The organism is Allobosea sp. NPDC055594, from assembly GCF_053618995.1.
Window position 1 is genome coordinate 151,743 of the sequence record NZ_JBSHIO010000009.1, and the last position, 15,035, is coordinate 166,777.

General features: G+C 65.8%; 13 protein-coding genes and 1 pseudogene. 7 read left to right on the forward strand and 7 right to left on the reverse strand.

The window, feature by feature from the left end; all coding sequences use genetic code 11:
• Positions 1–29: 29 nt before the first annotated feature.
• The 7 genes from ACWGRX_RS18925 to groL all read left to right on the forward strand — a co-directional run bounded on the left by ACWGRX_RS18925 (position 30) and on the right by groL (position 7,800).
• Entirely contained in the window at positions 30–896 is an 867-nt protein-coding gene (locus ACWGRX_RS18925) for an NAD(P)-dependent oxidoreductase (protein WP_452118799.1), read from the forward strand.
• 655 nt (positions 897–1,551) lie between these two features.
• A complete protein-coding gene (locus ACWGRX_RS18930) occupies positions 1,552–2,367 on the forward strand; it encodes a cytochrome c oxidase subunit II (protein WP_452118800.1) in 816 nt (271 codons plus the stop codon).
• Between the two features lie 62 nt (positions 2,368–2,429).
• Entirely contained in the window at positions 2,430–4,190 is a 1,761-nt protein-coding gene (locus ACWGRX_RS18935) for a cbb3-type cytochrome c oxidase subunit I (protein WP_452118801.1), read from the forward strand.
• A 10-nt stretch (positions 4,191–4,200) separates the two neighbouring features.
• Positions 4,201–4,923, forward strand: a complete 723-nt coding sequence (locus ACWGRX_RS18940; protein WP_452118802.1) for a cytochrome c oxidase subunit 3 — start codon at positions 4,201–4,203, stop codon at positions 4,921–4,923.
• Between the two features lie 111 nt (positions 4,924–5,034).
• Entirely contained in the window at positions 5,035–5,757 is a 723-nt protein-coding gene (locus ACWGRX_RS18945; protein ID WP_452118803.1) for a heme-copper oxidase subunit III family protein, read from the forward strand.
• Positions 5,758–5,768: 11 nt separating this feature from the next.
• On the forward strand, positions 5,769–6,125 hold the full coding sequence (locus ACWGRX_RS18950; protein WP_452118804.1) for a cytochrome C oxidase subunit IV family protein: 357 nt from the start codon (positions 5,769–5,771) through the stop codon (positions 6,123–6,125).
• A gap of 52 nt (positions 6,126–6,177) precedes the next feature.
• Entirely contained in the window at positions 6,178–7,800 is a 1,623-nt protein-coding gene (gene groL, locus ACWGRX_RS18955) for a chaperonin GroEL (RefSeq protein WP_452118805.1), read from the forward strand.
• Between the two features lie 29 nt (positions 7,801–7,829).
• On the opposite strand, the pseudogene ACWGRX_RS18960 reads toward groL, so the two are convergent.
• The 7 genes and pseudogenes from ACWGRX_RS18960 to ACWGRX_RS18990 all read right to left on the reverse strand — a co-directional run bounded on the left by ACWGRX_RS18960 (position 7,830) and on the right by ACWGRX_RS18990 (position 14,965).
• A pseudogene (locus tag ACWGRX_RS18960) lies at positions 7,830–8,026 on the reverse strand (DUF6494 family protein).
• 107 nt (positions 8,027–8,133) lie between these two features.
• Positions 8,134–8,502, reverse strand: a complete 369-nt coding sequence (locus ACWGRX_RS18965) for a VanZ family protein (protein ID WP_452118806.1) — start codon at positions 8,500–8,502, stop codon at positions 8,134–8,136.
• Positions 8,503–8,673: 171 nt separating this feature from the next.
• Positions 8,674–9,831, reverse strand: coding sequence for a glycosyltransferase family 4 protein (locus tag ACWGRX_RS18970; RefSeq protein ID WP_452118827.1), 1,158 nt, complete (start codon positions 9,829–9,831; stop codon positions 8,674–8,676).
• A gap of 267 nt (positions 9,832–10,098) precedes the next feature.
• Complete coding sequence (locus ACWGRX_RS18975) at positions 10,099–11,340, reverse strand: glycosyltransferase family 4 protein (protein ID WP_452118807.1); 1,242 nt, start codon at positions 11,338–11,340, stop codon at positions 10,099–10,101.
• Positions 11,341–11,350: 10 nt separating this feature from the next.
• On the reverse strand, positions 11,351–12,112 hold the full coding sequence (locus ACWGRX_RS18980) for a polysaccharide deacetylase family protein (protein WP_452118828.1): 762 nt from the start codon (positions 12,110–12,112) through the stop codon (positions 11,351–11,353).
• A gap of 1 nt (position 12,113) precedes the next feature.
• Positions 12,114–13,448: an O-antigen ligase family protein gene (locus tag ACWGRX_RS18985; protein WP_452118808.1), complete on the reverse strand. Its 1,335-nt coding sequence runs from the start codon at positions 13,446–13,448 to the stop codon at positions 12,114–12,116.
• Between the two features lie 14 nt (positions 13,449–13,462).
• Positions 13,463–14,965, reverse strand: coding sequence for a GumC family protein (locus tag ACWGRX_RS18990; RefSeq protein ID WP_452118809.1), 1,503 nt, complete (start codon positions 14,963–14,965; stop codon positions 13,463–13,465).
• Positions 14,966–15,035: the final 70 nt, after the last annotated feature.

The following is a 15,035-nucleotide window of genomic DNA, read 5'->3' on the forward strand; positions in this document are numbered from 1 at the left end:
CGAACCTGAAGCAGGAAAGAAGCGTGACCATGCCTAGCAAGATTGGGGTCATCGGCGTCGGCCTGATGGGCCACGGCATCGCCCGGAACATTCTCCTCAAGGGCCATGGGCTGACGGTGATGGAGCATCCCGGCAACCAGCCGCTGGACGAGCTTCTCGCCGGCGGAGCCGCGACCCGCACGACAGCGGCCGAGGTGGCGCGCGCATCGGATGTGGTCATTCTCTGCGTCACCGGCTCGGCCGAGGTCGAAGCCGTGCTGTGCGGCCCCTCCGGCCTGCTCGAAGGGCTGCGCTCCGGCGCCATCGTCGTCGACTGCTCGACCTCGGTGCCGGAATCGACCAAGAAGATGGCCGCGCTCGTCGAGAAGGCAGGCGGGCGCTTCATCGACGCGCCGATGACCCGGACCGCCAAGCACGCCCATGAGGGCAAGCTCAATCTGCTGGTCGGCGGCCCGGCGGCGACGCTGGACGAGGTCCGCCCGGTTCTCGCCTGCTTCGCCGAGAACATCACCCATGCCGGCCCGCTCGGCGCCGGCCATCGCATGAAGCTGCTGCATAATTACGTCTCGCTCGGCTTCGTCACCCTGCTCGCCGAGGCTTCGGCCTGCGCCCGCCGCTCGGAGGTCTCGCTCGACGTCTTCGTCGAGGTGCTGGCGAGCGGCGGCGGCAGCGGCGCGGCGCTGGAAAGGCTCAAGCCCTTCCTGCTCGCCGACGATCCGAGCGGCCTGCAGTTCTCGATCGCCAATGCGCTGAAGGATCTCAGCTACTATACGCAGATGGCGCAGGATACCGGCGCCGCGCAGGGCATCGCGACGGCGGTGCGCGAAACCCTGGCGCAGGGCGTCGAACGCGGCGGCAGGCAGGCCATGCTGCCCGAACTCGCAAAGATGCTCTGAGCCCTTTCGCCATCCGGCCATTCGGAGGCCGCGCCGCCTGCTCGCAGGACGGCGCAGTTTCCGGGCCGGGCGGCTGACCCGCGCAGCGGAAACCTCGCCCAAGATCAATCGAACTGCCGACCCAAGCAATCGAGAGCTCGATTTCTGTACGAGGCCGGCGTCCACGCACCCGGATACGACCCGGCGTCAATTGACAATGATCGCGCGCGGGACGAGAACATTGGATCACTAAGGCAGCAAGGACCGATTGCCTTGCGGCGCGAGTATTCAGCGCCAGTTCGACCGCCGGGCGAAGCCGAGGTTCGGCCATGGCTGGAGGAAAGCAACGCGCGGAATCTGCCGACGCACCGTGGCGGGCATGGCCGGCGCGGCTTGCAGAGCTTGTGCCCTCCCCGCGCCTCCCCCGCATTCCCCCCGACGGTTTTTTGTACTGCCGGTACTGTTTCGACGCTTTCCCGCCTGGAGCGTTCGCGCGCGAGGCGGATACCGGTTCGCGCGAGGCAAATCCGATAAAACAAGGAGACAGAGCATATTCGCGCTTCGGAGAGGCGCGAATATGCGCGAGCGGCATCTTGCTTGGCTAAGGTCGCGACGCGGCCCAGGCGCCGCGACCATCACTGGTCTGCTCATCAAGCCCTCGGCAAGGATGACAGAGATGGCTATCGCAATCGCACTGATCCTGGTGGTGATCGGCTCGGTGGTCTTCCACTTCGTGAGCCCGTGGTGGTGGACGCCGATCGCCTCCAACTGGGGCTATATCGACCAGACCCTGATCATCACCTTCTGGATCACCGGTGCGGTCTTCGCCGCCGTCGTGCTGTTCATGGCCTATTGCGTGATCCGCTTCCGCCATCGCGAGGGCAACCGCGCCGCCTATGAGCCCGAGAACAAGCGGCTTGAAGGCTGGCTCGCGATCGGCACCGGCATTGGCGTCGCAGCCATGCTCGCGCCCGGCCTCGTGGTCTGGCATCGCTTCGTCACGGTGCCGGCCGATGCTGCGACGGTCGAGATCGTCGGCCAGCAATGGCAATGGAGCTACCGGCTGCCGGGCGCGGACGGAAAGCTCGGCGCCACCGACATCGCCCATGTCACCCCGGAGAACCCGCTGGGGATCGCCCCGAACGACCCGCATGGGCAGGACGACGTCATCATCCAGGGCGACCCGCTGCATCTCCCGATCGGCAAGCCGGTCAAGCTGCTGCTACGCTCGCTCGACGTGCTGCATAACTTCTACGTGCCGGAGTTCCGCGCCAAGATGGACATGATCCCGGGCGTCGTCACCTATTACTGGCTGACCCCGACCCGTCCCGGAACCTTCGAAGCGCTCTGCGCCGAACTCTGCAGCACCGGCCACGCCTTCATGCGCGGCGGCGTCACCGTCGAGCCCGACGAGAACTACCAGGCCTGGCTGCAACAGCAGAAGACCTTCGCCCAGTTGCAGGCGCCGTCGAGGACGCAGGCGAAGAATTAGGAGCGGCTCCGGGCCAGCCCGAACCGGGCAGCCCGGACCGGCGGAAGCGGAAAGGTCTCGCGATGGCGGACGTGACGCATGGCGTGGCAGGGCCGGTGCCGACAGTCGGGCACGACGATGTCGAGCTCTATCATCCGAAGAGCTGGATCACGAAATATGTCTTCTCCCAGGACGCGAAGGTCATCGCGATCCAGTATTCGGCGACGGCGCTGGCGATCGGGCTGGTCGCGCTCGTGCTGTCCTGGCTGATGCGGATGCAGCTGGCCTTTCCCGGCCTGCTCTCCTTCATCGACGCCAACTACTATTATCAGCTCATCACCATGCACGGCATGATCATGGTGATCTACCTCTTGACCGCGCTCTTCCTGGGCGGCTTCGGCAACTATCTCATCCCGCTGATGCTCGGCGCACGCGACATGGTCTTTCCCTATGTCAACATGCTGAGCTTCTGGATCTATTTCCTCGCCGTGCTTGTCCTCGTCGGCGGCTTCTTCGCGCCAGGCGGACCGACCGGCGCCGGCTGGACGCTCTACCCGCCCCAGGCGATCCTCACCAACACCGCCGGCCAGCAATGGGGCATCATCATCATGCTGGTCTCGCTGATGCTGTTCATCATCGGCTTCACCATGGGCGGGTTGAACTATGTCGTGACCGTGCTCCAGGGGCGGACCCGTGGCATGACGCTGATGCGCATGCCGCTGACGATCTGGGGTATCTTCACCGCCACAGTGATGGCGCTCCTGGCCTTCCCGGCCCTGTTCGTCGGCGCCGTGATGATGCTGCTCGACCGGGTCATCGGCACCAGCTTCTTCATGCCCTCGATCATCGCGATGGGCGAACAGCTGGCCTACAAGGGCGGCAGCCCGATCCTGTTCCAGCACCTGTTCTGGTTCTTCGGCCATCCCGAGGTCTACATCGTCGCGCTGCCGGCCTTCGGCATCGTCTCCGATCTGATCAGCACCCATGCCCGCAAGAACATCTTCGGCTATCGGATGATGGTCTGGGCGCTGGTAGCGATCGGGGCGCTGAGCTTCGTGGTCTGGGCGCACCACATGTATGTCAGCGGCATGCATCCCTCCTTCGGCTTCTTCTTCGCCACGACGACGCTGATCATCGCCATCCCGACCGCGATCAAGGTCTACAACTGGATCCTGACGCTGTGGCGCGGCGACATCCACCTGACCTTGCCGATGCTGTTCGCGCTCGGCTTCATCGTGACCTTCGTCAATGGCGGGCTGACCGGCCTGTTCCTCGGCAATGTCGTGGTCGACGTGCCGCTCTCCGACACGATGTTCGTCGTCGCGCATTTCCACATGGTGATGGGCGTCGCACCGATCCTCGTCGTCTTCGGCGCGATCTATCACTGGTATCCGAAGGTGACCGGACGCCTGCTCGACGAGACCCTCGGCAAGCTGCATTTCTGGATCACCTTCCTCGGCGCCTACGCGATCTTCTTCCCGATGCACTATATCGGGCTGATGGGCGTGCCCCGGCGCTATCCCGAAATGGGCGCGATGGCGTTCGTGCCGCCTTCGACGGTGACGCTGAACATCTTCATCACCGTTGTGGCGCTGATCGTCGGCGCGGTGCAACTCGTCTTCCTGTTCAACCTGATCTGGAGCCTGAAGCGGGGCCGGCCTTCCGGCGGCAACCCCTGGCGGGCGACCACGCTCGAATGGCAGACGCCGCAGACCCCGCCCGCCCATGGCAACTGGGGCAAGGAGCTGCCGGTGGTCTATCGCTGGGCCTATGACTACAGCGTGCCCGGCGCCGCGCAGGACTTCCTGCCGCAAAACCAGCCGCCGGCGCCGAGAGTGGGATAGGGGGCGGGCCATGGTGGTGATCCTCCTCTTCATGACGGTCATGGCAGGCATTTCCGGCTGGTGGCTGCTGCGCCAGGGGCTCGGCGCCAAGCCCTGGCTGGAGGTCGGCATCGCCGGCGAGGCCGACTGGACGGGCCCGGCGCCCCGCCCGACGGCGAAGCTCGGGCTCGCGGCCTTCCTGGCCGTCGCCGGCTCGCTGTTCGCCCTGCTGGTCAGCGCCTATTTCATGCGCAGCGGCATGGCCGATTGGCGGCCGCTGCCGATGCCCGCCGTGCTGTGGTTCAGCACCGGCCTGCTGGTCCTGAGCAGCGTCGCGCTGCAGACGACCGTCACCGCCGCGCGCCGTGGCGAGCTCGACGGCGTCAGGTCCGGCCTGCTCGCCACCGGCGTGTCGGCGCTGGCCTTTCTCGCCGGTCAATTGCTGGCCTGTCGGGAACTCGGCGCCACCGGCTATTTCGCCGTGGCCAACCCGGCGGGCGCTTTCTTCATCCTGGTCACCACGATCCACGGGCTGCATCTGCTCGGCGGGCTGGTCGCGCTCGGCCGGACGGCCGTGCGGGCCTTTGCCGCGCCGATGGCTGGGGCGCCCGAGGCGCTGGCAGGCATGCGGCTCAGCGTCGAGCTCTGCGCCACCTACTGGCATTTCCTGCTTCTGGTCTGGCTCGTGCTCTTCGCCCTGCTGTTGCGCTGGACCGACGATCTGATCGAGATCTGCCGGGCGCTGCTGGCCTAGGCATGCGTGCGGACACGGAGTGAACTACCCGGCGGCACGATCCGCCATTTCGACGAGATCCGGGTGCAGGTTCGAAGATCATCCGGCTCCCGGCTGCGAGCGAGGCGAGCGATGAACGAGGTCTTGCCGTCCACTGCGCATACCGAAGCCAGGCCTGCCGCGGGCTGGCCGGGCATCGTCTCGGACTGGTCGTCCGATCGTCAGGCCTTCAAGGACGTCTCCTGGGGGAAGGCCATGATGTGGGTCTTCCTGCTCAGCGACACTTTCGTCTTCGGCAGCTTCCTGATCGCCTACATGACGGTCCGCATCTCGACCACCGTGCCCTGGCCCAATCCGAGCGAGGTCTTCGCGCTCGAGATCGCCGGCCACCATCTGCCGCTGATCCTGATCGCGATCATGACCTTCTTGCTGATCAGCAGCAGCGGGACGATGGCGATGGCGGTCAATTTCGGCTACCGGCGCGATCGTCGCAAGACGGCGATGCTGCTGCTCCTGACCGCGCTGCTCGGCGCCAGCTTCGTCGGCATGCAGGCCTTCGAATGGTCGAAGCTGATCTCGGAAGGGGTGCGGCCCTGGGAGAATCCCTGGGGCGCCGCGCAATTTGGCTCCAGCTTCTTCATGATCACCGGCTTCCACGGCACGCATGTCACGATCGGCGTGATCTTCCTCGTCATCATCGCACGCAAGGTCTGGCGCGGCGATTTCGACGACGGGCGGCGCGGCTTCTTCACCAGCCGGCGCGGCCGCTACGAGATCGTCGAGATCACCGGGCTCTACTGGCACTTCGTCGATCTCGTCTGGGTCTTCATCTTCGCGCTGTTCTATCTCTGGTGAGGGAGGCTTCCATGTCGCAACCGACGAGCCCCGCCTCGGTGCAGGCGCCACCCCAGGGCGAGGCGCAGCACCATCCGATCAGGCTCTACCTCGTGGTCTGGGTCTGGCTGTTCATTCTCAGCGCCTGCTCCTATCTGGTCGACTATTTCCAGCTCGTCGGCCTGCTGCGCTGGTCGCTGATCCTGCTCTTCATGGCGCTCAAGGCCGGGCTGATCATCGCCGTCTTCATGCACATGGCCTGGGAGCGGCTGGCGTTGAGCTATGCGATCCTGCTGCCGCCACTCGTGCTGCTGGTCTTCGTCGGCATCATGATCCTCGAGGCGGACCATACCCTGCTGTCACGGCTGACCTTCTTCTCCGGTTCCTGAGCAGGCCGTCGCGACTTTCGCCTTCCTGCCGTCGTCAGAGGAGTCTGTGCCCATGGTCGCCAAGGAACTGAAATTCGCCTCGGAGGCGCGCGAGGGCATGCTGCGCGGCATCGAGATCCTCGCCGATGCGGTCAAGGTGACGCTCGGGCCGAAGGGCCGCAATGTCGTGATCGAGAAATCGTTCGGCCCGCCGCGGATCACCAAGGACGGTGTCGCGGTCGCCCGCGAGATCGAGCTTTCCGACAAATTCGAGAACATGGGCGCCCAGATGGTCCGCGAGGTCGCAGCGAAACAGCATGACGCGGCCGGCGACGGCACGACGACCGCAACCGTGCTCGCCCATGCCATCGTCAGGGAGGGCGCCAAGGCGGTCGCTGCCGGGATGAACCCGATGGACCTGAAGCGCGGCATCGACATGGCGGTCGAGGCTGTGGTCGCCGATCTCAGGCGGAATGCCAGGAAGGTCACGGCCAATAGCGAGATAGCCCAGATCGGCACGATCTCGGCCAATGGCGACGAGGAGATCGGCAAGATGATCGCCACGGCGATGAAGAAGGTCGGCAATGAAGGCGTCATCACGGTCGAGGAGGCGAAGACCGCGCTGACCGAGCTCGACATCGTCGAGGGCATGCAGTTCGACCGCGGCTACATCTCGCCCTATTTCATCACCGATGCGGAGAAGCTGCGCGCCAAGCTCGAAGACGCCTATGTGCTGATCCATGAGAAGAAGCTCTCGGCCTTGCAGGCCATGCTGCCCCTGCTCGAAGCCGTGATGCAGACCGGAAAGCCGCTGCTGATCATCGCCGAGGATGTCGAGGGCGAGGCCTTGGCGACGCTGGTCGTCAACCGGCTGCGCGCCGGGCTCCGGGTCGCCGCAGTCAAGGCCCCGGGCTTCGGCGATCGCCGCAAGGCGATGCTCGAGGATATCGCCATCCTGACCGGCGGCACCGCCGTTTCGGAGGATCTCGGCATCAAGCTCGAGACGGTGACGCTCGACATGCTCGGCCGGGCCAAGAAGGTGATGATCGAGAAGGACAGCACCACGATCGTCGGCGGTGCCGGCCGCAGGAAGGACATCGAGGCCCGGATCGCACAGCTCAAAGCGCAGACCGAGGAGACCTCCTCGGATTACGACCGCGAGAAGCTGCAGGAGCGTCTCGCCAAGCTCGCCGGCGGCGTCGCGGTGATCCGCGTCGGCGGCGCGACCGAGACCGAGGTCAAGGAGAAGAAGGACCGTGTCGACGATGCCATGCACGCCACCCGCGCCGCAGTCGAGGAAGGCATCCTGCCGGGCGGCGGCGTGCCGCTGCTCAGGGCCCGCAAGGCGCTCGCCGCGCTGAAGCCGGCCAATGGCGACCAGCGCACCGGCGTCGAGATCGTGCGCCGCGCCCTGCTAGCCCCCGCCCGCCAGATCATCGAGAACGCCGGCGCGGAAGGCTCGATCATCGTCGGCAAGCTGGTCGAGGCGACCGACTACAACTGGGGTTACAACGCCGCGGCCGGCGAGTTCCAGAACCTGATGGCCAATGGCGTGATCGATCCGGCCAAGGTGGTGCGCACCGCGCTCGAAGACGCAGCCTCGATCGCTTCGCTGCTGATCACCACCGAAGCGCTGATCGCCGACCTGCCGAAGAAGGAGGCGACCTCGGCCATGCCGGGTGGCATGGAGTTCTGAAACTTCGGCTGACCGGCCTCTTGCCGCGATCAGCGCAGCTCGATCGCGGTCTCGACGACGTGTTGAAGCGCCGGCGCATCCTCCGAGGTCAACGTCATGCGCAGGCGCACGCTGCTGCGCCTTGCAGGCTGCCTTCGCGCACGATGCGCTCGATCTCACGCTGCGAGGTGACGCCGACCTCCTTGAGGAATTTGCGGATGGCCATGTTGAGACGATCTTCATCCATGCTCGATCTCCAGGGCTTGCCGCCGGAACGGGGCAGGTCCCGGCATGATAGCGCAAACCGCCTGCCGCGCGTCGCTGCGGCGCTTCGCCGCCAGAAGCCGCAACAGTTCAGGTCATGCGCGCGAGCAAGCTGCGGAAACCGGGCAGCACGCGCAAAGTGAGCCAGCACAAAAGAACGCCGCAGACGCCGCCGGCAATCTTGACCAGCAGGTCGCCAAGCCGCGCATGCCGGTCAGCCGAGACCAGCTGGACGAGCTCCAGCCCGACTGCGACGCCGGCGACGAAGAGCAGGACGGTGCCGATCCGCCGCGGATGGAAGGCTGCGAACAGGAATCCCAGCAGCCAGAACGCGGTGAAACGCTCGAAATGAGCGGAGTGGCTGATCCGCGGACGCATCTCGAGCGAGGACAAGGTGGCGAAGACGATGAAACCCAGCAGAAGCCAGGGCAGGAGGCGCAGCAAGAATCTCGGCTTCATGAACTGCGGCTCTCCGGCTCGGCGATGCGCCCGCCTTGTCGCGTGCCCTTCCCCCCGACGCAAGCCGGCCATAGCATCGGACCGAAAAGTGAACTCCACTTTTCGGACAACTCCGATGCGATAACACTGAGATAGATCACCGTGACCGCGTCCGAACGGACGCGCGGTGATCTATTGCGCCAGCGACGCGCGATAGACCTGCAGGGTCTGCTGGGCGACACCCGGCCAGCTATAGGTCTGCTCGACATGCAGCCTCTGGGCGCGGATTCGCTCCTCGCTCAGCGGATTCGCCATCTTGGTGGCGATAGCCCGTGCCAGCGCGTCGATGTCGCCGAGCGGGAAGTAATCCTCGGCCGGCAGATCAATCTCCTTGTTCGCGGCGATGTCGCTGGCCAGGACCGGCAGGCCCGAGGCCATGGCTTCGAGCAGCGCGATCGGCATGCCTTCATGGCTCGAGGGCAGCACGAAGAGCGCCGCATTGGCGAAAAGCTCCGCCAGCCTGGCGCCGGTCTGGAAACCGGTCAGCACCACCCCGGGCGTACGCTTCGCGAGAGCCCGGACCTCGGCCGAATAGGGCGTCTCGAACTCCGCATCGCCGGCCAGGACCAGCTGGAAACCGGGACGATCGAGTCTGGCGAAGGCCTGGATCAGATCGCATTGGCGCTTCTCCGGGACGAAGCGTGCCGCCAGGAGGACATAGCGCTTCGGCTTCAGCGCGAACTCGGCGAGGATGCCGGTCTCCGCAGCTAGCGGGGCGAGGCTGACGCCGTTTGGAACGAAGGCGACCGGCGCGTGATAGCGCTCCGCCATGGTCCGCGCGACCCCGTTCGAGACCGCGATCCGGCCGTGCGACAGGCGCATGCCGAAATACTCGCCGAGCTTCAGCACGCTCCGGGCGAAGCCGCCCCATTTCTGGCGCTCGTAATCATAGCCGTGATGGGTGACGACGACCCGAAGACCGAGCAGACGGGCAAGCGGCACGAACAGGGCCGGTCCGACCGCATGGATATGCAGGATGTCGGGCCGGCGAAGCGCCGTGAGCCAGACACCGAGGAAGGTATGCACGATCGCTTCGAGCGCCATCTTGCGTGGTGCCCATAGCGGCAGGACGCGAATGCCGTTCCATGAGCGAGAGCCGCCCTGCGGCAGATAGCGGCTGCGGCCGATGACCTCGACATCCCAGCCGCAGGAGTTCAATTCGCTGGCGAGCATCTCGACATGTTTCTCGACGCCGCCCTGGATATTGGGGATGCCCCGCAGGCCGAGAAAGACGATCCGCCGCCGCGGCTCCGACTTTGCCGGAGCGGAAGCCGACTGGCCCGGCGGCATCTCGATCGGAAGACTGGTCATGCTCGCCCCCCTCCGCCGCTCCCGGGCCAAACCGTCGACGACGCTGCAAGCCGACAGGCTTTGCACATGTCCCTTCTCAACCCGGTAAGGTCTCCCCGAGGGCCGGAAAACTCTACGGCTGGAGAACGGCACGTCTCAAGCTGCCAGCCGACATAAGGAAAACAAGCATTCGACCGCAAGAGAAGCCATTGTCCGATTGCCATTTTCTATTCGTTAACCTTTACGTAAGGCGGCGTGTCCTGCCCTTCAGCCGGAGAGCGCGCTGTAAAGCGCGAGCGTGCGCTCCTGATAGGCAGCGGCGGAAAATTCCCGCGCGATCCAGTCACGCCCCGCAAGCCCCATCCGCCTGCGCTCCGCGCCGGAGAGCGCCGCCAGCGCCGCCAGCTTGCTTGCGAGCCCCTGCACATCGCCGGCAGCGCTCAGCATCCCGGTCTCTCCCTCCCGGACCATTTCCGGAATGCCGCCGATCGCGGCACCGAGCACAGGGCGCCCGAGCGCATAGGCCTCCAGCACGCTGATCGGCGCGTTCTCATACCATTCGGAGGGCAGGACGAGCGCCTTCGCCCGACCGATCAGGCGATGCAGCTCATGCCCCGAAAGATGCCCGGCGAAGGTCACATCCGCATCGGTCCGGGCGACGAGCTCGCGCAATGCCGCCTCCTCCGGCCCGGATCCGGCCAGGACGAGCCGCTGCCCGGCGAGCGCGGTCGCCTCGATCAGCGTCGCGAGGCCCTTTTCCGGCGCGAGCCGCCCGGCGAAGACGAAATAATCGGCCTCGTCCCAATCCGTCCGGAAGCCCTGCACATCGACGAAGTTGGGGATGTAGACCAGCTTCTCGCGCGGCCAGCCCCACTCGACCAGCTTTTCGAGATAGAAGCGGCTGGGCACCACCACCCGGTCGAGCTTGTCGCGATAGAGGCCGAGCGCCCGGTGCACCATGGTCTCGACCAGGACCAGCCCGCTGAGTGCGACCGAATCCTTGACGCAGCGATGGCGCAGGACGTTGTGGATCCGCCCGCCCTTGCAGTCCTCGCAGACCTTGCCGGCGCGCAGCATCTTGTAGGACGGGCAGGCGAGCTTCAGGTCATGGGCCGTCATCACCACCGGAATCCCCGCGGACTTCAGGGTGGAGAAGATGGCGGGCGAGAGATGATGGTAGACATTGTGGGCATGGGCGATGGCAGGCCGCGCCTGCTCGATCAGCCGCCCGAGATTGCGCTGGGCCTCGACGGAGTAGATCACGCTGGCGGCCTGGGCGAGCTTGCGCAGCGGGCCCGTCTGCCGGCCGTACTCGATCTCGGAGACGAAATAGCCGGACCATGGCGAGGGCGCATTGTTCTCATGCTGCATGGCGAAGGGCACGACGTCCCAACCGAGCTGCGAGAACATCGCCATATGATCGAAGAAGACAGCTTCGGCGCCGCCGCGGCGGTAGAAGTAGTTGTTGATCGCCAGCAGGCGCTTCTCGGCAGGATGCGGGCTCGACATCCCCGTCACCTCACCAGCCGAGCCGGTCGAGCGCACGCTCGACGGTCAGCACGCAACAGCCGCGCGCCAGCGCATGGGCCACCAGATGATCGAAGGTCTCCGGCCTGCAGCCATAGGGTGTCGGGCGCGCCGCGATGTCATGGGTGAAGAAGACGAGCCAGCCGGGCGCCCGCACCACCTCGTCGATCCAGCCGGTCAGGGCACGCGCCTCTTCCTCCGGCTGGCGGATTTCGACCGCCTTCAGCATCAGCGGATCGACGGGGCCGCGGTTGATCGCCTCGCCGCCCGCGCGGCAGCTACGGAAACGGCGAGCGAATTCCGAACGGGCCAGTGGCCAGGCGGCATTGTAGGGAAAAGCGAAATTGACCGGTGGCAAGGCCACACCCGCATCGGCGAGATAGGCTGCGTTGCGGTCGAGCTCGCCCGGCAGCTCCCGCCGCGGGATGTCGCGAACCCGGCGATGCGAGAAGGTGTGGCAGCCGATCTCGTGGCCGCGTTCGGCCAGTTCCCGGCAACCTTCCGGCCCGATCAGGACCCGTTCAGGCTCGACCTGCCCCGCCAGCCCACCGGCAATGTAGAAGGTGCCGCGCACGCCATGGTTTTCGAGGATCGCGGCGCCCTGGTGCAAGGCGCTGTCCGGCACGTCGTCGAAGGTGAAGGAAACCAGCGGGGTCTCGGTTTCGAGGGTGCGCCTCGGGCCGGAGAACTGCCAGATCAGCCGGTTCGCCAGCCGGTCGACCAGCCCGCCCTTGCCGTCGAATTTTTCGAACACGCTAGGCATGCGCGACGTTTCCCTGGGGTTGCGGACGGGGTTCGTGGGCCAGCGTCGCGGAGGTTTGCAGGGACAGCCCGTATATCGCGACCAGGAAGGTGAACCAGAGCGGATTGGGCCCCTCGAAGAACAGGCTTTCCAGACAGGCGTGAAAGACGACGTAGAGCCAGAGCCTGACGAAGAGACGCGTCAGATGGCTGTGTTCGTTCGCGGGGTCGACGCGCGAAATGTGATAGAGCGGCAGCACGACCAGCCAGGCTAGGGTCAGCACGAGGCCGGGCACCCCCATCATCAGGATCACTTCGAGATAGGAATTATGGGCATGGGCCGCCGCCACGGCCCAGGTCTCGACCGCACCGCCGCCATTGACGAGCTGCGAAGTCTGCCAGAAGCCCTTCATGCCGTAGCCGACCAGCGGATTTTCGGCGATCGCCGAGAAGGCCAGGCGCCAGACATCGGCCCGGTTGGTGAAGGTCGCGTCGATGCCCAGGCCCGAGACGAAATCGCCCAGCGGCCGGATGATGGCAGAACCGACGGCAAAGAGATTGAAGAGCGCGATGCCGCCGATGACCATCGGCACCCGCAGGATGCGCACCTTCTCGAAGATCCAGGCGACGATCAGCACGGCCGGCAGCATCGCCGTGGAGGTCTTCCCGCCGGTATTGACCAGAAAGACGAAGGCCAGGCAGACGATCACCACGCCGACGAGGCGCGACCAGACATTCATGACGAAGAGGCCGAAGAGCGCCATGACCACCATGGCCACGGCGGCGTCGTTCTTGTGCCGGAAATGACCCCGCCACAGGCCGGCATTGATCTGTTCCAGCACTTCGGAAGCCTGATGGATCGAAAGGGTCGGCTTGAAGAGGACGCCGTAATACGCCAGCGACAGAACGATCAGGCATCCGATGCCGAGCAGCTTGGCAAAATGCCGCTCGCAGCGCGGCAGCAGCAGGAAGACGCTGGCGTTCACCACGGAGATGACGGCCAGCACCATGCCCTTGATGCCCTGGAACGGATAGCTGGACAGGACAACCGACACGAAGCCGAGCCAGGCCAGGATCAGCGACAGCAGCACCCGCGGCTGAAGGATGATGCCGCGCATCGGGTGCAGCAGGCCGAAGCCGAGCATGCAGGCGAAAAGCCCGAGCGACAGGAGCTGGTTCAGCGCGCTCGAGGCCCGGGCCGACTGATCGAGGACCGCCTCCCCCGACAGATCGACGAACGGGCTGAGGGTGATCCAGGAGAACAGGAAGACCGCCAGGAACAGGACGGTTCCGGCGCGGCTCCGCAGCGCCTGTGCCCTGTCTCCAGCATGTGCGATCGCCTCCCGCATCGCCGGCGGCGCCCTCAGGCGGCCGCGAGCCGCGGATCGCGCAGAAGGCGCCAGGCGCCGCGCGCCAGGGCGATGGCGATGCCGAGGCAAAGACCGAGGAAGACGGCCGCACCGAGCAGGATCAGCGTCCGCGGCGGCCAGCTGCGCGCCTTCGGCGGCAGCGGGCGCGAGATGACGCGGACATTGCTGGTGTCGATCTGCTGGCGTTCGCTGATCTGCTGTGCCCGGGCGAGATGGGTTTCGTAGAGGGCGGCCTTGGCGCGCGCGTCCCGCTGCAGATCGCGCAGCCGCACCTGCTCCTCATTGTCGCTGAAGACGTTCGATTTCTCGTCATCCGCCTTGCCGCGCAGCATTGCGAGCGTCGAGCGATCGCGCTCGAGTTCGGCCTTCGCCCCATCGAGGATGCGCCGCGCCTCGCGCGTCAGGGCCGCCTCCAGCGCCTGCTGCTCCGACTGGGCCGTGACCATCTGCGGATGCCGTGTTCCAAAGGTCGCCCTGATCGAGCCGATCTGCTGCTGCAGCGTATTGTATTGCGCCCGCAGGTTAACCATGGTCGGGGTGTCGAAAACCGACGCGCTGGCGGCCCGCCGCTCGGCAACCGCGGCGCTCATCTGCCTATAGCGCGATTCCGACTGGATGAAGCGCTGCTGGGCTTCCAGAACCTGGGTGTTGAGTTCGCTCGACAATCGCGCACTGACCGGCTCGCCATTGTTGAGCTGAAGCCCCTTGCCGCGGCGGAAATCCTCGACCTTCTGCTCGGCCTCGGTGACGTTCCGGCGCAGCTCGTCGAGGCGGTTGTTGAGGTTCTTGACCACCCGGCCGGCGCTTTCGGCGGACGACTGGAAGAGTTCGGCCTCGAAAGCGTCGACGATGGCGTTCGAGATGGTCACCGCCTTCTCGGGGTCCTCGGCCCAGAAGCGCATCACGACGACGAAGGAGCGCTCCTCGCGCCGTGCGTCGACGCGCTCGGAAAGGGCCCGCATCACGGCGAGCCGGTTGTCGCGCGCGACGCTTTGCGGCGAGATCAGCTGCCAGAGCGGCGTCAGCAGGCCTGGCTTGACGAATTCGGGATCATTGGCGAGGTCGAGCTTGTCGATCACCCGCGACAGGACATTGCGCGAGGTCAGGATTCTCAGCTTGCTCTCGACCTCGAGAAGCTGCGCATCGCGCTGCGGGTTGGAGGTGAAGACGTCGTCCCGCACCACGTTGAGATTGGACGGATCGATCAGAATGTCGGTGTAGACGGTGTAACGCGGCGGCGTCACCGCTGCGTAGAACAACGCCGCGGCCATGCACAGAACGACGGCGCCGATGATCCAGCCCATCCCGGCACGTAGCCAGCCGAGGATATCGTCGACACCGACCTCCGCGAGCAGGCCGAGACGGGAGAGCGGGCTTTTGCCGGCAATGGCGGTACCATCGGAAGCGACGACGAAATCGGCGTCGGCACGCGCGGCATGAGCACGGCCGACGGGTCGAGGCGTCTGACGCTGCTCCGACTCCTTCGGCCCATACATCCCGCTTCGCCCTCGGTACGCAACTCAAGACGGAAGAGACGCACAAGCCCCCCCAAACAAACCCAACAGC

Bases quoted from the DNA above. Each gene is read 5' to 3' on its own strand.
- ACWGRX_RS18925 (WP_452118799.1), top strand. From the start codon at position 30: ATGCCTAGCAAGATTGGGGTCATCGGCGTCGGCCTGATGGGCCACGGC.
- ACWGRX_RS18950 (WP_452118804.1), top strand. From the start codon at position 5,769: ATGTCGCAACCGACGAGCCCCGCCTCGGTGCAGGCGCCACCCCAGGGC.
- ACWGRX_RS18945 (WP_452118803.1), top strand. From the start codon at position 5,035: ATGAACGAGGTCTTGCCGTCCACTGCGCATACCGAAGCCAGGCCTGCC.
- ACWGRX_RS18990 (WP_452118809.1), bottom strand. From the start codon at position 14,965: ATGTATGGGCCGAAGGAGTCGGAGCAGCGTCAGACGCCTCGACCCGTC.
- ACWGRX_RS18930 (WP_452118800.1), top strand. From the start codon at position 1,552: ATGGCTATCGCAATCGCACTGATCCTGGTGGTGATCGGCTCGGTGGTC.
- ACWGRX_RS18970 (WP_452118827.1), bottom strand. From the start codon at position 9,831: ATGCCGCCGGGCCAGTCGGCTTCCGCTCCGGCAAAGTCGGAGCCGCGG.
- groL (WP_452118805.1), top strand. From the start codon at position 6,178: ATGGTCGCCAAGGAACTGAAATTCGCCTCGGAGGCGCGCGAGGGCATG.
- ACWGRX_RS18935 (WP_452118801.1), top strand. From the start codon at position 2,430: ATGGCGGACGTGACGCATGGCGTGGCAGGGCCGGTGCCGACAGTCGGG.
- ACWGRX_RS18940 (WP_452118802.1), top strand. From the start codon at position 4,201: ATGGTGGTGATCCTCCTCTTCATGACGGTCATGGCAGGCATTTCCGGC.
- ACWGRX_RS18985 (WP_452118808.1), bottom strand. From the start codon at position 13,448: ATGCGGGAGGCGATCGCACATGCTGGAGACAGGGCACAGGCGCTGCGG.
- ACWGRX_RS18965 (WP_452118806.1), bottom strand. From the start codon at position 8,502: ATGAAGCCGAGATTCTTGCTGCGCCTCCTGCCCTGGCTTCTGCTGGGT.
- ACWGRX_RS18975 (WP_452118807.1), bottom strand. From the start codon at position 11,340: ATGTCGAGCCCGCATCCTGCCGAGAAGCGCCTGCTGGCGATCAACAAC.